General features: G+C 56.9%; 16 protein-coding genes. 5 read left to right on the top strand and 11 right to left on the bottom strand.

The genetic code is table 11. The annotated features are described in order from the left end of the window. Position 1: 1 nt before the first annotated feature. Positions 2 to 847: a 16S rRNA (adenine(1518)-N(6)/adenine(1519)-N(6))-dimethyltransferase RsmA gene (rsmA, locus tag AC0L7R_RS08425; protein ID WP_473660263.1), complete on the top strand. Its 846-nt coding sequence runs from the start codon at positions 2 to 4 to the stop codon at positions 845 to 847. On the opposite strand, the gene AC0L7R_RS08420 is transcribed toward rsmA, so the two are convergent. The 8 genes from AC0L7R_RS08420 to AC0L7R_RS08385 form a co-directional block, all read right to left on the bottom strand. Further along, entirely contained in the window at positions 844 to 1380 is a 537-nt protein-coding gene (locus tag AC0L7R_RS08420; RefSeq protein WP_473660261.1) for a P-loop NTPase family protein, read from the bottom strand. The genes rsmA and AC0L7R_RS08420 overlap by 4 nt on opposite strands. Next, positions 1377 to 1964 carry a DUF4167 domain-containing protein gene (locus tag AC0L7R_RS08415; RefSeq protein WP_247128877.1) on the bottom strand — a complete coding sequence of 196 codons (588 nt, stop codon included), beginning with the start codon at positions 1962 to 1964 and terminating at the stop codon, positions 1377 to 1379. Before AC0L7R_RS08415 ends, AC0L7R_RS08420 begins: the two co-directional genes overlap by 4 nt. A 194-nt stretch (positions 1965 to 2158) precedes the next feature. Next, on the bottom strand, positions 2159 to 2977 hold the full coding sequence (gene prmC / locus AC0L7R_RS08410) for a peptide chain release factor N(5)-glutamine methyltransferase (RefSeq protein ID WP_473660259.1): 819 nt from the start codon (positions 2975 to 2977) through the stop codon (positions 2159 to 2161). Beyond that, positions 2974 to 4029, bottom strand: a complete 1056-nt coding sequence (prfA, locus tag AC0L7R_RS08405) for a peptide chain release factor 1 (protein WP_247128879.1) — start codon at positions 4027 to 4029, stop codon at positions 2974 to 2976. Before prfA ends, prmC begins: the two co-directional genes overlap by 4 nt. Continuing rightward, the gene (locus tag AC0L7R_RS08400) at positions 4026 to 4511 is read right to left on the bottom strand and encodes a DUF1499 domain-containing protein (protein ID WP_473660257.1); all 486 of its coding nucleotides are present in this window, start codon (positions 4509 to 4511) and stop codon (positions 4026 to 4028) included. The genes prfA and AC0L7R_RS08400 overlap by 4 nt, the downstream gene beginning before the upstream one ends. Positions 4512 to 4577: 66 nt before the next feature. Next, complete coding sequence (gene speB / locus AC0L7R_RS08395) at positions 4578 to 5519, bottom strand: agmatinase (RefSeq protein ID WP_473660255.1); 942 nt, start codon at positions 5517 to 5519, stop codon at positions 4578 to 4580. Beyond that, on the bottom strand, positions 5519 to 6487 hold the full coding sequence (gene speB / locus AC0L7R_RS08390; protein WP_473660254.1) for an agmatinase: 969 nt from the start codon (positions 6485 to 6487) through the stop codon (positions 5519 to 5521). The genes speB (AC0L7R_RS08395) and speB (AC0L7R_RS08390) overlap by 1 nt, the downstream gene beginning before the upstream one ends. Before the next feature lie 141 nt (positions 6488 to 6628). Then, complete coding sequence (locus AC0L7R_RS08385; protein ID WP_473660251.1) at positions 6629 to 7792, bottom strand: amidohydrolase; 1164 nt, start codon at positions 7790 to 7792, stop codon at positions 6629 to 6631. A 63-nt stretch (positions 7793 to 7855) separates the two neighbouring features. Here AC0L7R_RS08385 and mazG point away from each other — a divergent pair, with 63 nt between their 5' ends. Continuing rightward, positions 7856 to 8686, top strand: coding sequence for a nucleoside triphosphate pyrophosphohydrolase (mazG, locus tag AC0L7R_RS08380; RefSeq protein WP_473660249.1), 831 nt, complete (start codon positions 7856 to 7858; stop codon positions 8684 to 8686). A 68-nt stretch (positions 8687 to 8754) separates the two neighbouring features. After that, positions 8755 to 9759 carry an extracellular solute-binding protein gene (locus AC0L7R_RS08375; protein ID WP_473660247.1) on the top strand — a complete coding sequence of 335 codons (1005 nt, stop codon included), beginning with the start codon at positions 8755 to 8757 and terminating at the stop codon, positions 9757 to 9759. 62 nt (positions 9760 to 9821) lie between these two features. On the opposite strand, the gene AC0L7R_RS08370 is transcribed toward AC0L7R_RS08375, so the two are convergent. Next, positions 9822 to 11633: an ATP-binding cassette domain-containing protein gene (locus AC0L7R_RS08370; RefSeq protein WP_473660245.1), complete on the bottom strand. Its 1812-nt coding sequence runs from the start codon at positions 11631 to 11633 to the stop codon at positions 9822 to 9824. A gap of 86 nt (positions 11634 to 11719) precedes the next feature. Then, the gene (locus tag AC0L7R_RS08365) at positions 11720 to 12433 is read right to left on the bottom strand and encodes a GNAT family N-acyltransferase (protein WP_473660243.1); all 714 of its coding nucleotides are present in this window, start codon (positions 12431 to 12433) and stop codon (positions 11720 to 11722) included. 89 nt (positions 12434 to 12522) lie between these two features. On the opposite strand from AC0L7R_RS08365, the gene msrB reads away from it, so the two are divergent. After that, positions 12523 to 12918 (top strand): peptide-methionine (R)-S-oxide reductase MsrB, encoded by a 396-nt coding sequence (gene msrB, locus AC0L7R_RS08360; protein ID WP_473660241.1) that lies wholly within the window; start codon positions 12523 to 12525, stop codon positions 12916 to 12918. Between the two features lie 41 nt (positions 12919 to 12959). Here msrB and AC0L7R_RS08355 read toward each other — a convergent pair whose 3' ends face one another. Continuing rightward, positions 12960 to 13451 carry an outer membrane protein assembly factor BamE domain-containing protein gene (locus AC0L7R_RS08355; RefSeq protein ID WP_473660239.1) on the bottom strand — a complete coding sequence of 164 codons (492 nt, stop codon included), beginning with the start codon at positions 13449 to 13451 and terminating at the stop codon, positions 12960 to 12962. An 82-nt stretch (positions 13452 to 13533) separates the two neighbouring features. On the opposite strand from AC0L7R_RS08355, the gene AC0L7R_RS08350 reads away from it, so the two are divergent. Then, positions 13534 to 14082 carry a YceD family protein gene (locus tag AC0L7R_RS08350; protein WP_473660237.1) on the top strand — a complete coding sequence of 183 codons (549 nt, stop codon included), beginning with the start codon at positions 13534 to 13536 and terminating at the stop codon, positions 14080 to 14082. Positions 14083 to 14098 lie beyond the last annotated feature (16 nt).

Here is a 14098-nt window from a genome sequence, read left to right as displayed (position 1 = left end):
CATGAGCACCATTGATAATCTGCCCCCTCTGCGGGAGGTGATCGACACCCACGGGATTGCCGCGAAAAAATCGCTTGGGCAGAATTTCTTGTTGGACCTGAACTTGACTGCGAAAATCGCGCGGATGGCGGGTGATCTGTCGGGCGCAGATGTACTTGAAGTCGGCCCCGGTCCGGGTGGCCTGACACGCGGCTTGCTGGCCGAAGGCGCGCGGCGTGTACTGGCGATTGAAAAAGATGAACGCTGTATGTCAGCGCTGACCGAAATTTCGGCCGCCTATCCGGGACAGCTGGAAGTCATCAACGGCGACGCGCTCGAGGTGAACCCACTAACCCATCTGACGCCGCCAATCAAAGTGGCCGCCAACCTGCCCTACAACGTCGGCACTGAACTGCTCGTCCGCTGGCTAACGCCACCCGAATGGCCGCCTTTCTGGGAAAGCTTGACGTTGATGTTCCAACGCGAGGTCGCCCAGCGGATCGTAGCCCAGCCAGGCACAAAGGCCTACGGTCGCTTGGCGCTGTTGGCGCAGTGGCGGGCTGAGCCACGGATCGTATTGGACTTACCGCCAGAAGCGTTTTCGCCGCCCCCAAAAGTCAGTTCCGCCGTCGTCCACCTGACAGCCCTGCCCGCACCGCGTTTTGAGGCTGATCCGGCTGTGCTGAACCGCGTCGTTGCTGCGGGTTTCAACCAGCGACGCAAAATGCTGCGGTCTGCGTTGAAAGTGCTTGGGCCAGATATCGAAGACCACCTCGTCGCCGCGGGAATCAAACCCACAGAACGCGCCGAACAAGTATCACTGGAAGAATTCTGCGCATTGGCGCGCAGCGTTGCGTCTGCGTCCTAGAACAGGTCTCGCGCTGCCTTTGCGGTCCTAAGGCGGATCGTTGGGGTTGGCGTTTCCGCTAGTGCAGCACCGATTTCCGCGCGGATTTTCGCATCAAGCCGCCATGCTTTACGCACAAAACGGAATTGCCGCCGACCAGGCCAATCTGCATTGCCTTCAGGATGTTCCGGTCGGTTGCGCCCCATGAACCGGATACTGCGCCAAATAATCCGGCCAATACGAACTGATTTGGGCGGATCGAGCCAGACGACGACATCTGCACGCCTTAGCCCGCCCGTTTGAAGCAGCGATGGACCGCCTTCGAGGATCCAACGTGGCTGGGCAAAAAGATCGTTTTGGACACGTCGTATGTCTGAACGGTCGCGATATGCCCAACCCGTTTTCAACACGAACGCATCGTTGTGGAAAATGGGAAGCCCCGTGCGGTCCGACAGCCTATTGGCAAACCAAGTCTTGCCCGCCCCGTTCGCGCCGATGATCAGGACACGTTGGCAAGAAAAAAGCCCCCCGAAATCGGAGGGCTTTGCAATCATTCAGCAGCTTCCGGCGCTGCACCGCTATCAGGTGCGGGCGCATCAGGTTTCGCCTCTTCTTTGGGCTGGTCCGCATCCGCCTTCGGCGCACGTGGCTTGCGCGGTTGACGCGGGCGGCGTGGCTTTTTCTCGGGCTGCTTTTCAGGCTGTGGCTGATCGTCCGATTTCGCCTCTGGCGTATCAACGATATCCGACGACGTATCAGGCTGATCCATATTGGCCGGATCATTCGACGCCGCTTCTTGCGCCTTCAGACGTTCCGCGCGTTCGCGATCCCGTTCAGCTTGGCGTTCGCGGTTCGCTTGTTCCTGCTCTTCGCGCTTGGCGTCAACTTCTTTCTGCGCCTCGGCCAGCATCCGCAGGTAATGTTCTGCGTGCTGCGCAAAGTTTTCCGCATTCACACGGTCGCCAGACAATTGGGCGTCGCGGTGAAGCTGGTTGTATTTCTCGATAATCTGCTGCGGCGTACCGCGCACCTTTCCGTCAGGTCCGTTACTGTCGAACACACGGTTAATCAGGCTGCCACCTGAGGGGCGGTTGTTGCGGTTCTTATTGCCCCGCGAACGCGACTTCGATGATCTCATGGAATGCTTTCCGTCAAGCCTTCGGGCTTTGTTGCGCTTTATTTTCCCGTACCGCAGCAGCGCGGCATTTTGGGATTAAGCGTGTTTGGCGATGGCCAACGAGAGCATAACGGCTCTGCTGTTGGTAGCGAAGAAAAAGCACGGGTCGTCGTTTTGTGCAACCCCTAAGTGCCATTTGACACCTTGAAAGACCGTTAACCCCCGGATTTTTGCCCGAAAACCACACGATCACGGCCATCAAGGTCTTGCGTGACCTGAATCTTGGCGAATCCATTTGCGGCAAACATCTCCGCGACGGCAGCACCTTGGGTTGGTCCAATCTCGACCATCAGGTGACCGTCTGTGTTCAGCGCCGCGTGCGCACCATTCGCGATGATGCGGTAACAGGTCAGCCCATCCGCCTCGTCGGTCAAAGCCATGCGTGGTTCATGATCACGCACATCCGCCTGCAGGCCCGCCATTTCATCCGCCGCGATATAAGGCGGGTTCGACACGATCAGATCAAACGCCCCTGCGACATCGGCAAACCAATCGGACCGCAAAAACGTAGCCCGCGACTGCAGGCCCAACGCCGCAGCGTTCCTCCCAGCCACCGTAAGCGCCGCGTCAGATAGATCGGTGCCCACGCCTGTTGTATCGGGACGGTCCCCGAGCAACGACAGCAGGATACAGCCAGACCCTGTCCCAAGATCCAAAACATGGCGGAACGGCACGGCCAAAGCGGCCTCAATCAAAGTTTCAGTATCAGGCCGCGGATCAAGCACATCCGACGTCACAATGAACCGATGTTTGTAAAAATCGCGGTAACCCAACAGGTGCGACAGCGGAACATGGTCCGCACGTTGCGCCACCAATGCGTCAAATGTCGTCAGATTGCCCGCAGCCACAGCCCACAGACGTTGTACCTCGCCCAAGGCCCCGTCAAAGCCAAGCTGCTTGGCCGCATCCCGTATCGCCGCGTCCTGCGTGCCGTTTACGTCCCAGAACGTGCCTTCGGCAAAAAATCCGCTCACGCGCCCATCTCAGCCAAAAGCGCGGCCTGAGCATCAGCAGACAGCGCTTCGATCACTTCATCCAGATCACCTTGCATGATTTGGTTCAACGAATAGAGCGTCAGATTGATACGGTGATCCGTCATCCGGCCCTGTGGGAAGTTATAGGTGCGGATACGTTCCGACCGATCCCCCGACCCCACTTGCGCCTTACGGTCCGCAGAGCGTTCGCCGTCCACACGTTGGCGTTCGAGATCAAACAACCGCGTCTTCAGTACTTGCATCGCAATCTCGCGGTTCCGGTGCTGGGATTTCTCTGCTGACACGACGATAATACCAGTGGGGATATGCGTAATCCGGACGGCAGAATCGGTCGTGTTCACGTGCTGACCACCCGCGCCCGACGCTCGCATCGTATCAATGCGAATGTCAGTACTGGCAATCTGGATATCCACGTCTTCTGCTTCCGGCAGCACCGCGACAGTCGCGGCAGAGGTATGGATACGCCCGCCGCTTTCCGTTTCCGGCACACGTTGCACACGGTGCACGCCAGATTCGTATTTCATCTTCGCGAAAACACCTTCACCGGCGATCCGCACAGTGGCTTCCTTCACGCCGCCCAACTCGGACTGAGAATGTTCGAGAATTTCAAACGTCCACCCCTGACCTTCGGCATAACGCTGATACATCCGCAGCAAGTCCGCAGCAAAAAGGCCAGCTTCGTCGCCACCTGTTCCGGGACGGATTTCCAACAACGCAGGACGGCCATCGGCTGCATCCTTTGGCAGCAACGCCAGCTGCACATCATGTTCCGATCCTTCGAGCTGCGCTTTCAACTCTGGCAATTCCATCTCGGCCAGTTCACGCATCTCGGGATCTTTCAGCATCGCTTCGGCTTCTGCGATCTGAGTGACGAGGTCCTTGTATGCCGAAACGGTCTCAACAACGGGCTTTAACTCGCTGTATTCTTTCGCCAATGCAGCGATATCAGCGCCAGCAACATCGCCCGACATCTTGGCTTCAAGAAACTGGAACCGATCGATCAGTTGAATGATTTTGTCTTCTGCAATCATGTGCTTGGCGTGTCCTGATCAAGTGCGACCGTCAAAGGACCAAGTGCCGAAAGCCACCCTTGCACACGACGCTTATTCACGCCCATATCGCTTTGTCCGTAGCGCAATCGCGCGTTAATCATCAACAATGGCCCTTCATTATCCAGCCCATCTGCCCCTGCGGGAATAATTGAAACGGTGGTATAGTCGGGAAAACCCACGACCTTTGAACGGGTCACGAAGGTGATCATGCCGTCCTCTACCGTCCCGTCCAATACGGTGGTCCTGTCGGTGTCCATGGCGGCTTGGGTGATCACCGTCAGGACGTCGGCAGGTGCCGCCGTGATCTGACGCACGGCAGTGAAGCCACCTGCCGACGGATAGTTACCCGGCCCCCTGACTTGTGCCTGAACATGGACGCTGTCCGCGTCATTCGGTGCAAGCCGTACATAAACGATGAGAGCGACGAAAATGCCAATCGCCAGCAGAAAAATGGTGCGCATGTCGTGTTCTCACTTTGGGAATCCAGTGCACGCGTTGTGTACGGGTTGTGCACGGGTTGTGCCAGCCTATCTGTACGGCACTCCGGGCAAAATCGACAGCATCTCGAACATCAGATTTGCGCCTGTCAGCGCCGTATTGCCCGAGGTGTCATAGGGCGGCGATACCTCAACCAAATCGCACCCAACGATGTTTAGTCCACGCAACCCACGGATCAATTCCATCGCTTGCGGCGTCGTCAACCCGCCGATCTCAGGGGTACCTGTTCCCGGTGCATATGCAGGATCAAGACTATCGATATCGTAGGTGATGTAGGTCTTCTGATTGCCAATCTTTGCTTTTATTTCAGTGGCCAAGGGCGCAAGGCTCTTGTGCCAAAGATCAGGCGCGAGGTACTGATTGAAGCCCCAGCCTGCAGCTTCAGTGAAGTCATCCGCCGTATAACCCGTGCCGCGCAAACCGATCTGGAACACCTTGTCAGCGGTGATCAACCCTTCCTCATACGCACGCCTGAAAACGGTGCCATGGGTTTCCCGTTCTCCGAACATTTCGTCATTCACATCGGCATGCGCGTCGACATGCACCAGCGCGACCGGACCATGCTTTTTCGCAATCGACCGCAAAATCGGCAACGTCAAAGTATGATCCCCACCAAGCCCCATCGGGATCACATCATGCGTGAGGTTTTTATCGTAAGTCTCTGTGATTAAACGAATAGATTCTTGCAGGTTAAACGTATTAATCGGCACATCGCCAAGGTCGGCACACTGCAACGCATCAAACGGCGCAGCCCCCGTTTGGATGTTATAAGGCCGGATCATCGCCGATTGTTCACGCAATTGCTTTGGCCCCATACGGGTACCGGACCGCCAAGACGTGCCAATGTCCATCGGTATCCCGATAAAACCCACGTCGATCCCCTCAGCCGACGCAACTTCGGGCAACCGCATGAAACTTTGTGGCCCCGCGAAACGGGCCAGATCGTTTCCGGAAATTGGCATATTCAGCATCAGACTTTCCTTTTATTCCATAGGGCTAGACAGCAAAGCTCCATCGCGACATGGGCACCTGCAATCGCGGTCGCACCGGTCGTATCATATGCAGGCGATACTTCGACAACATCGCCGCCCACAACGTTGACACCAGCCAAATCCCGCAGGATCGCCGCCGCCTGCCAAGACGCAAGACCACCCCAAACCGGCGTCCCAGTTCCGGGGGCAAACGCAGGGTCCAAAGCGTCGATATCAAACGTCACATAAGTCGGATGATCACCCAAGATTTTCTTCACACTATCAACGACATACGCAGCACCCTTCTCGTGAACAGTGCGGGCGTCAATGTATGGCATCCCAAGATAATCTTCGCATTCGGTCCGGATACCGATCTGAACAGACCGCGTCACATCAACCAGCCCTGCTTTCACCGCCTTATACATAAACGTACCGTGGTCGATCCGGTCCATATCGTCATCTGCCCACAGATCAGAATGGGCATCAAATTGGATCACGGACATCGGTCCGAATTTCTCAGCATAAGCACGCAGAATCGGAAGCGTCATAAAATGATCGCCGCCCAGCGAAACCGTGCCCGGCCCCTGCGCCAGAATCCCAGCGATATGCGCCTGCAAAAGGCCTGGGAAACTCGGCGTATGTGCGTAGTCAAACGCCAGATCACCGTAATCCACGATCGAAAATTCTGACAATGGATCAAACCCGTCCCAGCCATATGGGGGATCATAGGGCTGCAACGTTGATGCTTCACGGATCGCGCGCGGCCCCATGCGGCAACCGGTGCGGTGCGTCACAGCCTGATCAAACGGTACACCCGTGATCGCCAGATCTACCCCCGTCAAATCCTTGGTGTATTTGCGACGCAAAAAAGACGTGGCGCCTGCAAAGGCATTTTCAAACGCTAAGCCGCGCGGATCATCGGTCGTGAATGCGCGGTCAATCTGGCGTTTGGCATCTTCAAGGCTCATGGATTTGGATCTCCTGTTTTTCAAATCACCTGACACTGGCAACGCTGCGCGGTCAAGACATGCGCCGCGCGCGACTGCGGACAGCCCATGCAGAGACATGAGCAACCGAAACATGTCGTGCGCGGCACGCGCACATCCGGATCAAACCACCGGCTGTGCGGTTTCCACAAGACGCGCAAAGAACGATGCCCCATGCGCCGCACCCTCGTCAGTGAAATCATAGGCTGGATGATGCAACCCTGCCGTACCGCCGTTCCCCACAAACAAATAGGCACCGGGGCGTTTTTCGAGGAAGTAGGCAAAATCTTCGGCGCCCATTTCGGGGCTCGCCGCGCCATTGACGGCGGCGTCCCCCGCAATCTCGCGCGCCACGTCGCAGGCAAACGCGGTCTTTTCTGCATCATTCACCGTCGCCGGATACCCGATTTCATAATCGAGCGTTGCCTCCACCCCAAAACTCGCCGCTTGGCCCGCGCAAATCTCTTCCAGCCGCCGGATCACCATCGCCTGCACGTCTTTGTCGTAACTGCGCACCGTCGCTTGAATCCATGCCGTATCAGGGATCACGTTATCGGCGGACCCTGTGTGAATTTGCGTCACCGAAATCACCAATTGATCAAAGGCATAATGGTTCCGGCTCAGGATCGTCTGGATCGCCTGCACAATCGACACAGCGGCGACGACCGGATCGGCCGTGTCATGTGGCATCGCCCCATGCCCCCCGCGCCCCTGAACCGTGATCGTCGCCGTATCAACAGCCGCCATGATCGGTCCAGCGACCGTTTGGAAATGCCCGACAGGCAAACCTGGCAAGTTATGAAGCGCGTAAATCTCATCGATGGCAAAGCGGTCCAAAATACCTTCCTCTACCATCACCTGCGCGCCACCGATGCTTTCCTCGGCGGGCTGAAACACAAGCGCGACACGGCCCCGAAAATTGCTTGTCTCAGCCAGATACTTTGCAGCACCCAACAGCATTGTCGTGTGGCCGTCATGGCCGCAAGCATGCATCGCACCGTCCACTTTGGATGCGTAATCGAGCCCTGTGACCTCATCCATCGGCAGCGCATCCATGTCCGCGCGCAGACCAATCGTCGGGCCGTCGCCCTGCCCTTCGATGATCGCCACAACACCCGATGTTGCGATACCTTCGTGGATGTCTGTGATCCCAAATGACCGAAGCTTTTCAACAACAAACGCCGCCGTTTGATGGCAGTCGAACACAAGTTCGGGATGCTGGTGCAAATGTTGCCGCCACGCAGTCATGTCAGGCGTAAAGTCGGCGATCCGGTTGATAACAGGCATAGGTGGTACTCGGTCGTTAGGGGCAATATGGTCGTAGTTGATCCTAACCGAGAGGCACTGGCAATGGACGATACCCTTATTCATGATCCAAATGGCGGGATGCCACGGCTGCTGGAAATCATGCGCCGCCTGCGGAACCCAGACACAGGCTGTCCATGGGACATCGAACAGGATTTCAACACCATAGCGCCCTACACAATTGAAGAAGCCTATGAAGTCGCGGACGCGATCGCCCGCAGCGATTGGGCAGATCTCGAAGGCGAACTGGGCGATCTGTTGCTTCAGACGGTTTACCACACACAAATGGGGTCCGAGGCAGGACATTTCGACTTTGATAGCGTCGTGAAGGCGATTTCAGACAAGATGGTTGCCCGCCATCCCCATGTCTTTGGCGACGAATCGCGGGACAAATCGGCGGCACAACAAACCGCCGATTGGGAAAAGATCAAAGCGGCGGAACGCGGTGCCAAGGCGCAAACACGCACGTTGGACGGCGTGGCCGTGGGCCTGCCTGCCCTGACACGGGCTGTGAAACTGCAAAACCGTGCTGCGCGCGTGGGTTTCGATTGGCCGGATACGTCACATGTCATCGACAAGATCAAAGAAGAATCGGCTGAACTGGTTGAAGCCCGCGATACATTGACCGACGCAGAGGTCGCAGAAGAATTCGGTGACCTGATGTTTGTCGTCGCCAACCTCGCACGGCACCTCAAACTTGATCCCGAAGAAACGTTGCGATCCGCAAACGCCAAATTTCAAAGGCGTTTTGAGGCCGTTGAGGACGCACTGGAAGCACGTGGCAAAACACCAAAGGACAGCGATTTGGCTGAAATGGATGCGCTTTGGGACGCTGCGAAACTGGCGGAAAAACGCGCAAAAAATGTATCCGACTAAATAATTCAGGTATTGACCCGACTAAAATAGTCGGCTTTATGGGCGACATCAAATAACGGAGCTTTCCAATGTCACTGCGTACCTGCCTTCTGGCAACATCTACCCTCGCAATCGCGGCACCCGCCCTTGCAGACGTCAACATCTACACCACCCGCCAACCAGAGCTGATCCAGCCTGTTATGGACGTCTTCACCGCCGAAACCGGCATTGCTGTGAACCTCGCCTTTGTTGATGACGGTCTGGTTGAGCGCCTGAAAGCCGAAGGCACACGGTCCCCAGCTGATCTGGTGATGACTGTCGACATCGCGAACCTGAAACAAATCGTTGATGCTGACGTTGTTCAACCTGTTGAAAGCGACGTGCTGAACACTGCCATTCCAGCGGCCCTGCGCGACACAGATAACCAGTGGTTTGGCCTGACAACACGGGCCCGCGTTGTTTATGCGTCCCGTGACCGCGTCGCAGACGGCGAACTGACAACATACGAAGATCTGGCCGACGACAAATGGGAAGGCCGCATCTGCACACGTTCCGGTCTGCATAACTACAACCTCGCACTTGTGTCCGCGATGATCGCACACCTTGGCGAAGACGGCGCAAAAGACTGGGCCGCTGGCGTGAAAGACAACCTTGCACGCAAACCAGAAGGCAACGACCGCGCACAAGTCAAAGCAATCTGGGCTGGCGAATGCGACATTTCTTTGGGCAACACCTACTACATGGGTAAAATGCTGGGTAACGAAGAGCAGACCGAATGGGCCAACGCTGTCCGTCTGGTGTTCCCAGAGTTCGAAGATGGCGGGTCACACGTGAACGTATCCGGTATCGCGCTGACGCAAGCCGCACCAAACAAAGAAGAAGCGCTGCAACTGATGGAATTTCTCGTGTCGCCAGCGGCACAGTCGATCTACGCAGAGCTGAACTTTGAATACCCTGTTCTGGACGGCGCACCATTGTCCGAGCTGGTCGAAAGCTGGGGTCCTGTGACTGCAGACACGACTGATCTGACGGAAATTGCAGGCCACCGCGCCGCCGCATTGCGGATCATGGAAGAAGTTGATTTCGACGGCTAACGCCGCCGATCAGGCGGGGGGCTAGCCCCCCGCACCCCCCAGGATATTGGGGGCCAAAAGAATCAAGACGCTTTTTCCTCGAGCGTCAGCCATTCTTCTTCAGCATCTTCTAAGGCGGCCTGACGTGCGACAAGCGCGTCGGTCGCTTTTTGGAATTTCACAGGGTTGTCTGTGAAAAGCGCAGGATCGGCGAGCAATTCTGTCAGCTTGTCAATTTCCGCTGTAATCCGTTCGATCACACTTGGCAGTTCTTCCAGCCGATGTTTTTCGGTGAACGAAAGCGTGGTTTTGCGCGCAACCGCTTGGCCTTGTTTACCTTTGCTGGACAGCTGCTTGCCCACAGATTTCGGCGCGTCAGGCGTGTCCGCTCCGCGCTGTTCGCGGTAATCCGTCCAACCGCCCGCATAGACGACAGCCTGTCCGTTGCCTTCCATTGCGATGGTCGTGGTCGCCGTCCGGTCAAGGAAATCACGGTCGTGGCTGACGAGCAGAACGGTGCCCGGATAGTCGCCAAGGATGTCTTGCAAGAGGTCCAGCGTTTCGATGTCCAGATCGTTTGTCGGTTCGTCAAGCACGAGGAAATTGCTTTCCCGCGCCATCAATTTCGCCAGTAGAAGCCGCGCTTTTTCGCCACCGGACAAAGACCGGACGGGCGCGCGTGCCTGCGCATCGTCAAACAGGAACTCCTTCAGGTAGCCCACCACGTGTTTCGGCGCGCCGCGCACCATGATCTGGTCGGACTTACCGCTCGCCCCGAGCACAGGGTCGCTGGCCAGATTGTCCCACAATGTCATGTCCGGATCGAGCGCCGTACGCGTCTGGTCAAACACCGCGATATCAAGGTTCGTGCCAAGCTTGACCAACCCTTCATCCGGTTGAACTTGCCCCAGCAACATCTTGATAAGTGTAGTTTTTCCGACGCCATTAGGCCCCACAAAAGCGATCCGATCTCCGCGTTGTACGGTCAGGTCGAAATCTTTTACGATCTGCTTGCCGTCGAATGACTTAGTGAGACCGAAAGCTTCGACAACCTTTTTACCGGACGTGCTGCCGCCTTCGAACGCCATCGCGGCCGTGCCTTGCCGTTTGATCTGCGCCGATTTTTCGGCCCGCAGATCCTGCAACGCCCGCACGCGCCCTTGGTTCCGTTTCCGACGCGCAGAGATACCTTCAACCGCCCAACGCGCTTCCGCTTTAATCTTGCGGTTCAGCTTGTGGCGTTGTTGGTCTTCTTCTTCCCAGATTTTGTCGCGCCATTCTTCAAAGCCGTCAAAACCCTGCTCGGCCCTGCGCACCATTCCCCTGTCAATCCAAAGGGTTGCACGGGTGAGTTCGCGCAAGAATGCACGGTCGTGTGAGATCAGAACGAAACCAGCGCGGGTCGTTTTCAGTTCGGTTTCGAGCCACGCAATCGCTTCGATATCAAGGTGGTTGGTCGGCTCATCCAGCAACATCAGCTCGGGCGCTTCGGCCATCAATTTGGCCAAGGCCGCCCGCCGTCTTTCACCGCCGGACGCCGTATTCACGTCACCCGCAGGATCAAATTTCAGCCCTTCCGCCACCATGTCCACGCGGTAGGCTTCATCAATATCCAAGCCGCTCGCAGCGTAATCGCCAAGCGTCGCAAACCCTTCCATCGTCGGGTCTTGTTCCATGTAGCCCACTGACACGCCGGGTGCTGCGACCCGTGTGCCGCTGTCGGCCTCCACAAGGCCTGCCATGACTTTCATCAAGGTAGATTTCCCAGACCCGTTGCGCCCCACAAGCGCCACGCGGTCGCCGGGTTGCACCACAAGCGACAGGTCTTCGAATACAGGATCGCCGCCGAAGGTCAGCGCGATATCGGACATTTGGAGTAAAGGTGTACGTGCCATGCCCACCAGCTATTGCTGCAAACGACAACGTGCAAGCCCCTGTTTTATCCGTCGGGGAACAACCGGACCCAGCGGGTCGCTCGCATCTAAACCAGTGCGCGCAATGCGCGGGCGCGTGCGGGTGGGATTTTTGCGATTTCCACAACCGTCAGCACGTGAAGCGTATCCATCGTCCGGTCCACAACCGCATGGTCGCTGACCCATCCGCCCATCGCCAAATAGGTCCGCAACAAAGGCGGCATGGGGCGTTGATCTACGTCGCCAATCTGTTCACCAAAACGAATGACCTCGGGCGCGATTGCGCCGGGCATCAATGCGTGTGGTCCTTGATAACGATCCTGCAACGCCCGTATGACACGGGCATATGGAGCCGGATCCGTACCGGTCAGGCTTGTGCAGCCGAACAGGATCGTGGCTTCGCAGGCGTCCACGTATTGCGTCAGCGCACCCCACGCGACGCGTAGGATATGAGGGTCAGGCGTCGCTGGATCCGTACAAAAGCGACCAATTTCGATATGCGGGCCAGCCGTTTGCGCCAGTCCGGCCAGATCATAGAATTGCCCCGCGTACCCGTCTTGCACCGCAGTAGCTGGTGACTGCCGCATCCGAAACGTGCAAACCAGTGGGCCATCTGTGCCGTCTTCAATCATCAGATGCGACCAACTGGCATCAAATTGATCCAGATCGACGCCCGATACTCCGAAAAAGCAGCGGTGCCGCAGCCTTTGACAGGCCAAAACGTCTGCGGCAGATGCAGCAAACCGCGCGACGTAACGCCCTTTTGGAAAGCCCACAGTCATGTGATGCCCCCCAAAGACAGCAAACCCTTGGAACAATTGGAACTAAGCCCTACATCTTGTGTCAGCACCAAAGAGGACATCGTGAACCCATGGATAAAATCGTCAAAACAGACGCCGAATGGCGTGCGCAACTTTCTGACCTTGCTTACAAGGTCACACGTAAACATGGCACGGAACGCGCAGGGACGCACGAAGATTTCCCAAAAGATGCAGGGACCTACATGTGTGTCTGCTGCGGCGCACCTTTGTTCGAACAGGATACGAAGTTCGAAAGCGGTACGGGCTGGCCGTCATTCTATGCGCCAATCGATGCCCAACAGGTCGGCGAAAGCGAAGATCGCAAGTTTTTCATGAAACGCACAGAGGTGCATTGCAACCGCTGCGAAGCGCATCTGGGGCACGTTTTCCCAGACGGTCCAGCCCCGACAGGCCTGCGGTACTGCATCAATGGCGTGGCTTTGACGTTCGAACCTGAAAACGATTAAGTAGTCGGCCCTACAAAAGGCATCTAGGCTTAAGCTTAGGCCTAGATGTCGTCGTCGCCCAACGGCCCACCCAAGAACTGGCCTGCATCAATCTGGCCAATAGACCCCAACAGCTGTGAAATCGCTGTCAGATCGGTGATCCCATCGTCTGTTACACGCCGTGATAACGCAACAACGCGACCGTCTTGTAACGTAAACCGTTCGATGTTGGACAACGTCCCTGCCCCAGTGAAGCTGATCGCCACAACTTGGCGGTCGACTTCGGTCGGTTCAAAAGGTCCGTAGTGTTCGAATTTGCTGGCCACGTAATACATCGTGTTCTCGCCAATGACACCGCCAGCGGTCGCAGGCCCCACCAAAGCCATGACAGATTCGCGCGTATCAACGCCAACCGTCAACTGCGCCAGATCTTCAGACAAAGGCACAAAACCATGATTGCGGGTGATCGGCGTACAGGCCACCGCCAGCCCCAAACCTGTCATCATGACCACGCGGCGCATCAAGGCACCCGATGTGCTGTCGTTCCTGCTCATGACTGACCTCTTGCTTTGGGTGCTCTTGGCTTTTATTCCACCTACAACATGCACCCCTCCTTGTTCAAGAATGGATACGCCCGTGACCAATAAAGCGCCGACACAGTTTCGTATGGCTGATTTGGCTACCCGCAAAGCGACGACATTCAGCATTGTGCCGGATGGGCCAGCCCGCGCGGCGCTGGCGGATGAATTGCAGATCATCGAAATCCGCAAACTTCGGCTTGATGGGGAAATCGCACCGCAAGGCGGACGCGACTGGCATTTGTCGGGCACGCTGGGGGCGACGGTTGTGCAAGAATGCGGTGTGACGCTTGAACCTGTGGTCACGCGGATCGACGAACCTGTGACCCGTACCTATGTCGGCGATTACGAAGAAATCGAAGCATCCGAGGCCGAAATGCCCGAAGATGACACGGTTGAACCGATCCCAGCGGTGCTCGATCTCGAAGTGCTCTTGGCAGAGGTCCTATCACTCGCCCTACCACCCTTCCCACGTGCCGAAGGCGCAGAACTGGGCGAAGCGGTCTATGCACAGGATGGCGCGACACCGATGACAGACGATGACGCAAAGCCGTTTGCAGGTCTCGGAGCGTTGAAAGCAGCGTTAGAGGCGAAGGGCGACGAGTAATGTGAACTGGCAGCGG

This window comes from Yoonia sp. D2-7, from assembly GCF_055809435.1.
Note: the sequence above shows the minus strand (reverse complement) of the source record. Positions and strands in the feature narration are given on the sequence as shown.

What these genes read in the sequence shown, in the direction of transcription:
- rsmA (WP_473660263.1), top strand. Translation starts at nt 2, where the DNA reads ATGAGCACCATTGATAATCTGCCCCCTCTGCGGGAGGTGATCGACACC.
- AC0L7R_RS08420 (WP_473660261.1), bottom strand. Translation starts at nt 1,380, where the DNA reads ATGATTGCAAAGCCCTCCGATTTCGGGGGGCTTTTTTCTTGCCAACGT.
- AC0L7R_RS08415 (WP_247128877.1), bottom strand. Translation starts at nt 1,964, where the DNA reads ATGAGATCATCGAAGTCGCGTTCGCGGGGCAATAAGAACCGCAACAAC.
- prfA (WP_247128879.1), bottom strand. Translation starts at nt 4,029, where the DNA reads ATGATTGCAGAAGACAAAATCATTCAACTGATCGATCGGTTCCAGTTT.
- AC0L7R_RS08400 (WP_473660257.1), bottom strand. Translation starts at nt 4,511, where the DNA reads ATGCGCACCATTTTTCTGCTGGCGATTGGCATTTTCGTCGCTCTCATC.
- speB (WP_473660255.1), bottom strand. Translation starts at nt 5,519, where the DNA reads ATGCTGAATATGCCAATTTCCGGAAACGATCTGGCCCGTTTCGCGGGG.
- speB (WP_473660254.1), bottom strand. Translation starts at nt 6,487, where the DNA reads ATGAGCCTTGAAGATGCCAAACGCCAGATTGACCGCGCATTCACGACC.
- AC0L7R_RS08385 (WP_473660251.1), bottom strand. Translation starts at nt 7,792, where the DNA reads ATGCCTGTTATCAACCGGATCGCCGACTTTACGCCTGACATGACTGCG.
- mazG (WP_473660249.1), top strand. Translation starts at nt 7,856, where the DNA reads ATGGACGATACCCTTATTCATGATCCAAATGGCGGGATGCCACGGCTG.
- AC0L7R_RS08375 (WP_473660247.1), top strand. Translation starts at nt 8,755, where the DNA reads ATGTCACTGCGTACCTGCCTTCTGGCAACATCTACCCTCGCAATCGCG.
- AC0L7R_RS08370 (WP_473660245.1), bottom strand. Translation starts at nt 11,633, where the DNA reads ATGGCACGTACACCTTTACTCCAAATGTCCGATATCGCGCTGACCTTC.
- AC0L7R_RS08365 (WP_473660243.1), bottom strand. Translation starts at nt 12,433, where the DNA reads ATGACTGTGGGCTTTCCAAAAGGGCGTTACGTCGCGCGGTTTGCTGCA.
- msrB (WP_473660241.1), top strand. Translation starts at nt 12,523, where the DNA reads ATGGATAAAATCGTCAAAACAGACGCCGAATGGCGTGCGCAACTTTCT.
- AC0L7R_RS08355 (WP_473660239.1), bottom strand. Translation starts at nt 13,451, where the DNA reads ATGAGCAGGAACGACAGCACATCGGGTGCCTTGATGCGCCGCGTGGTC.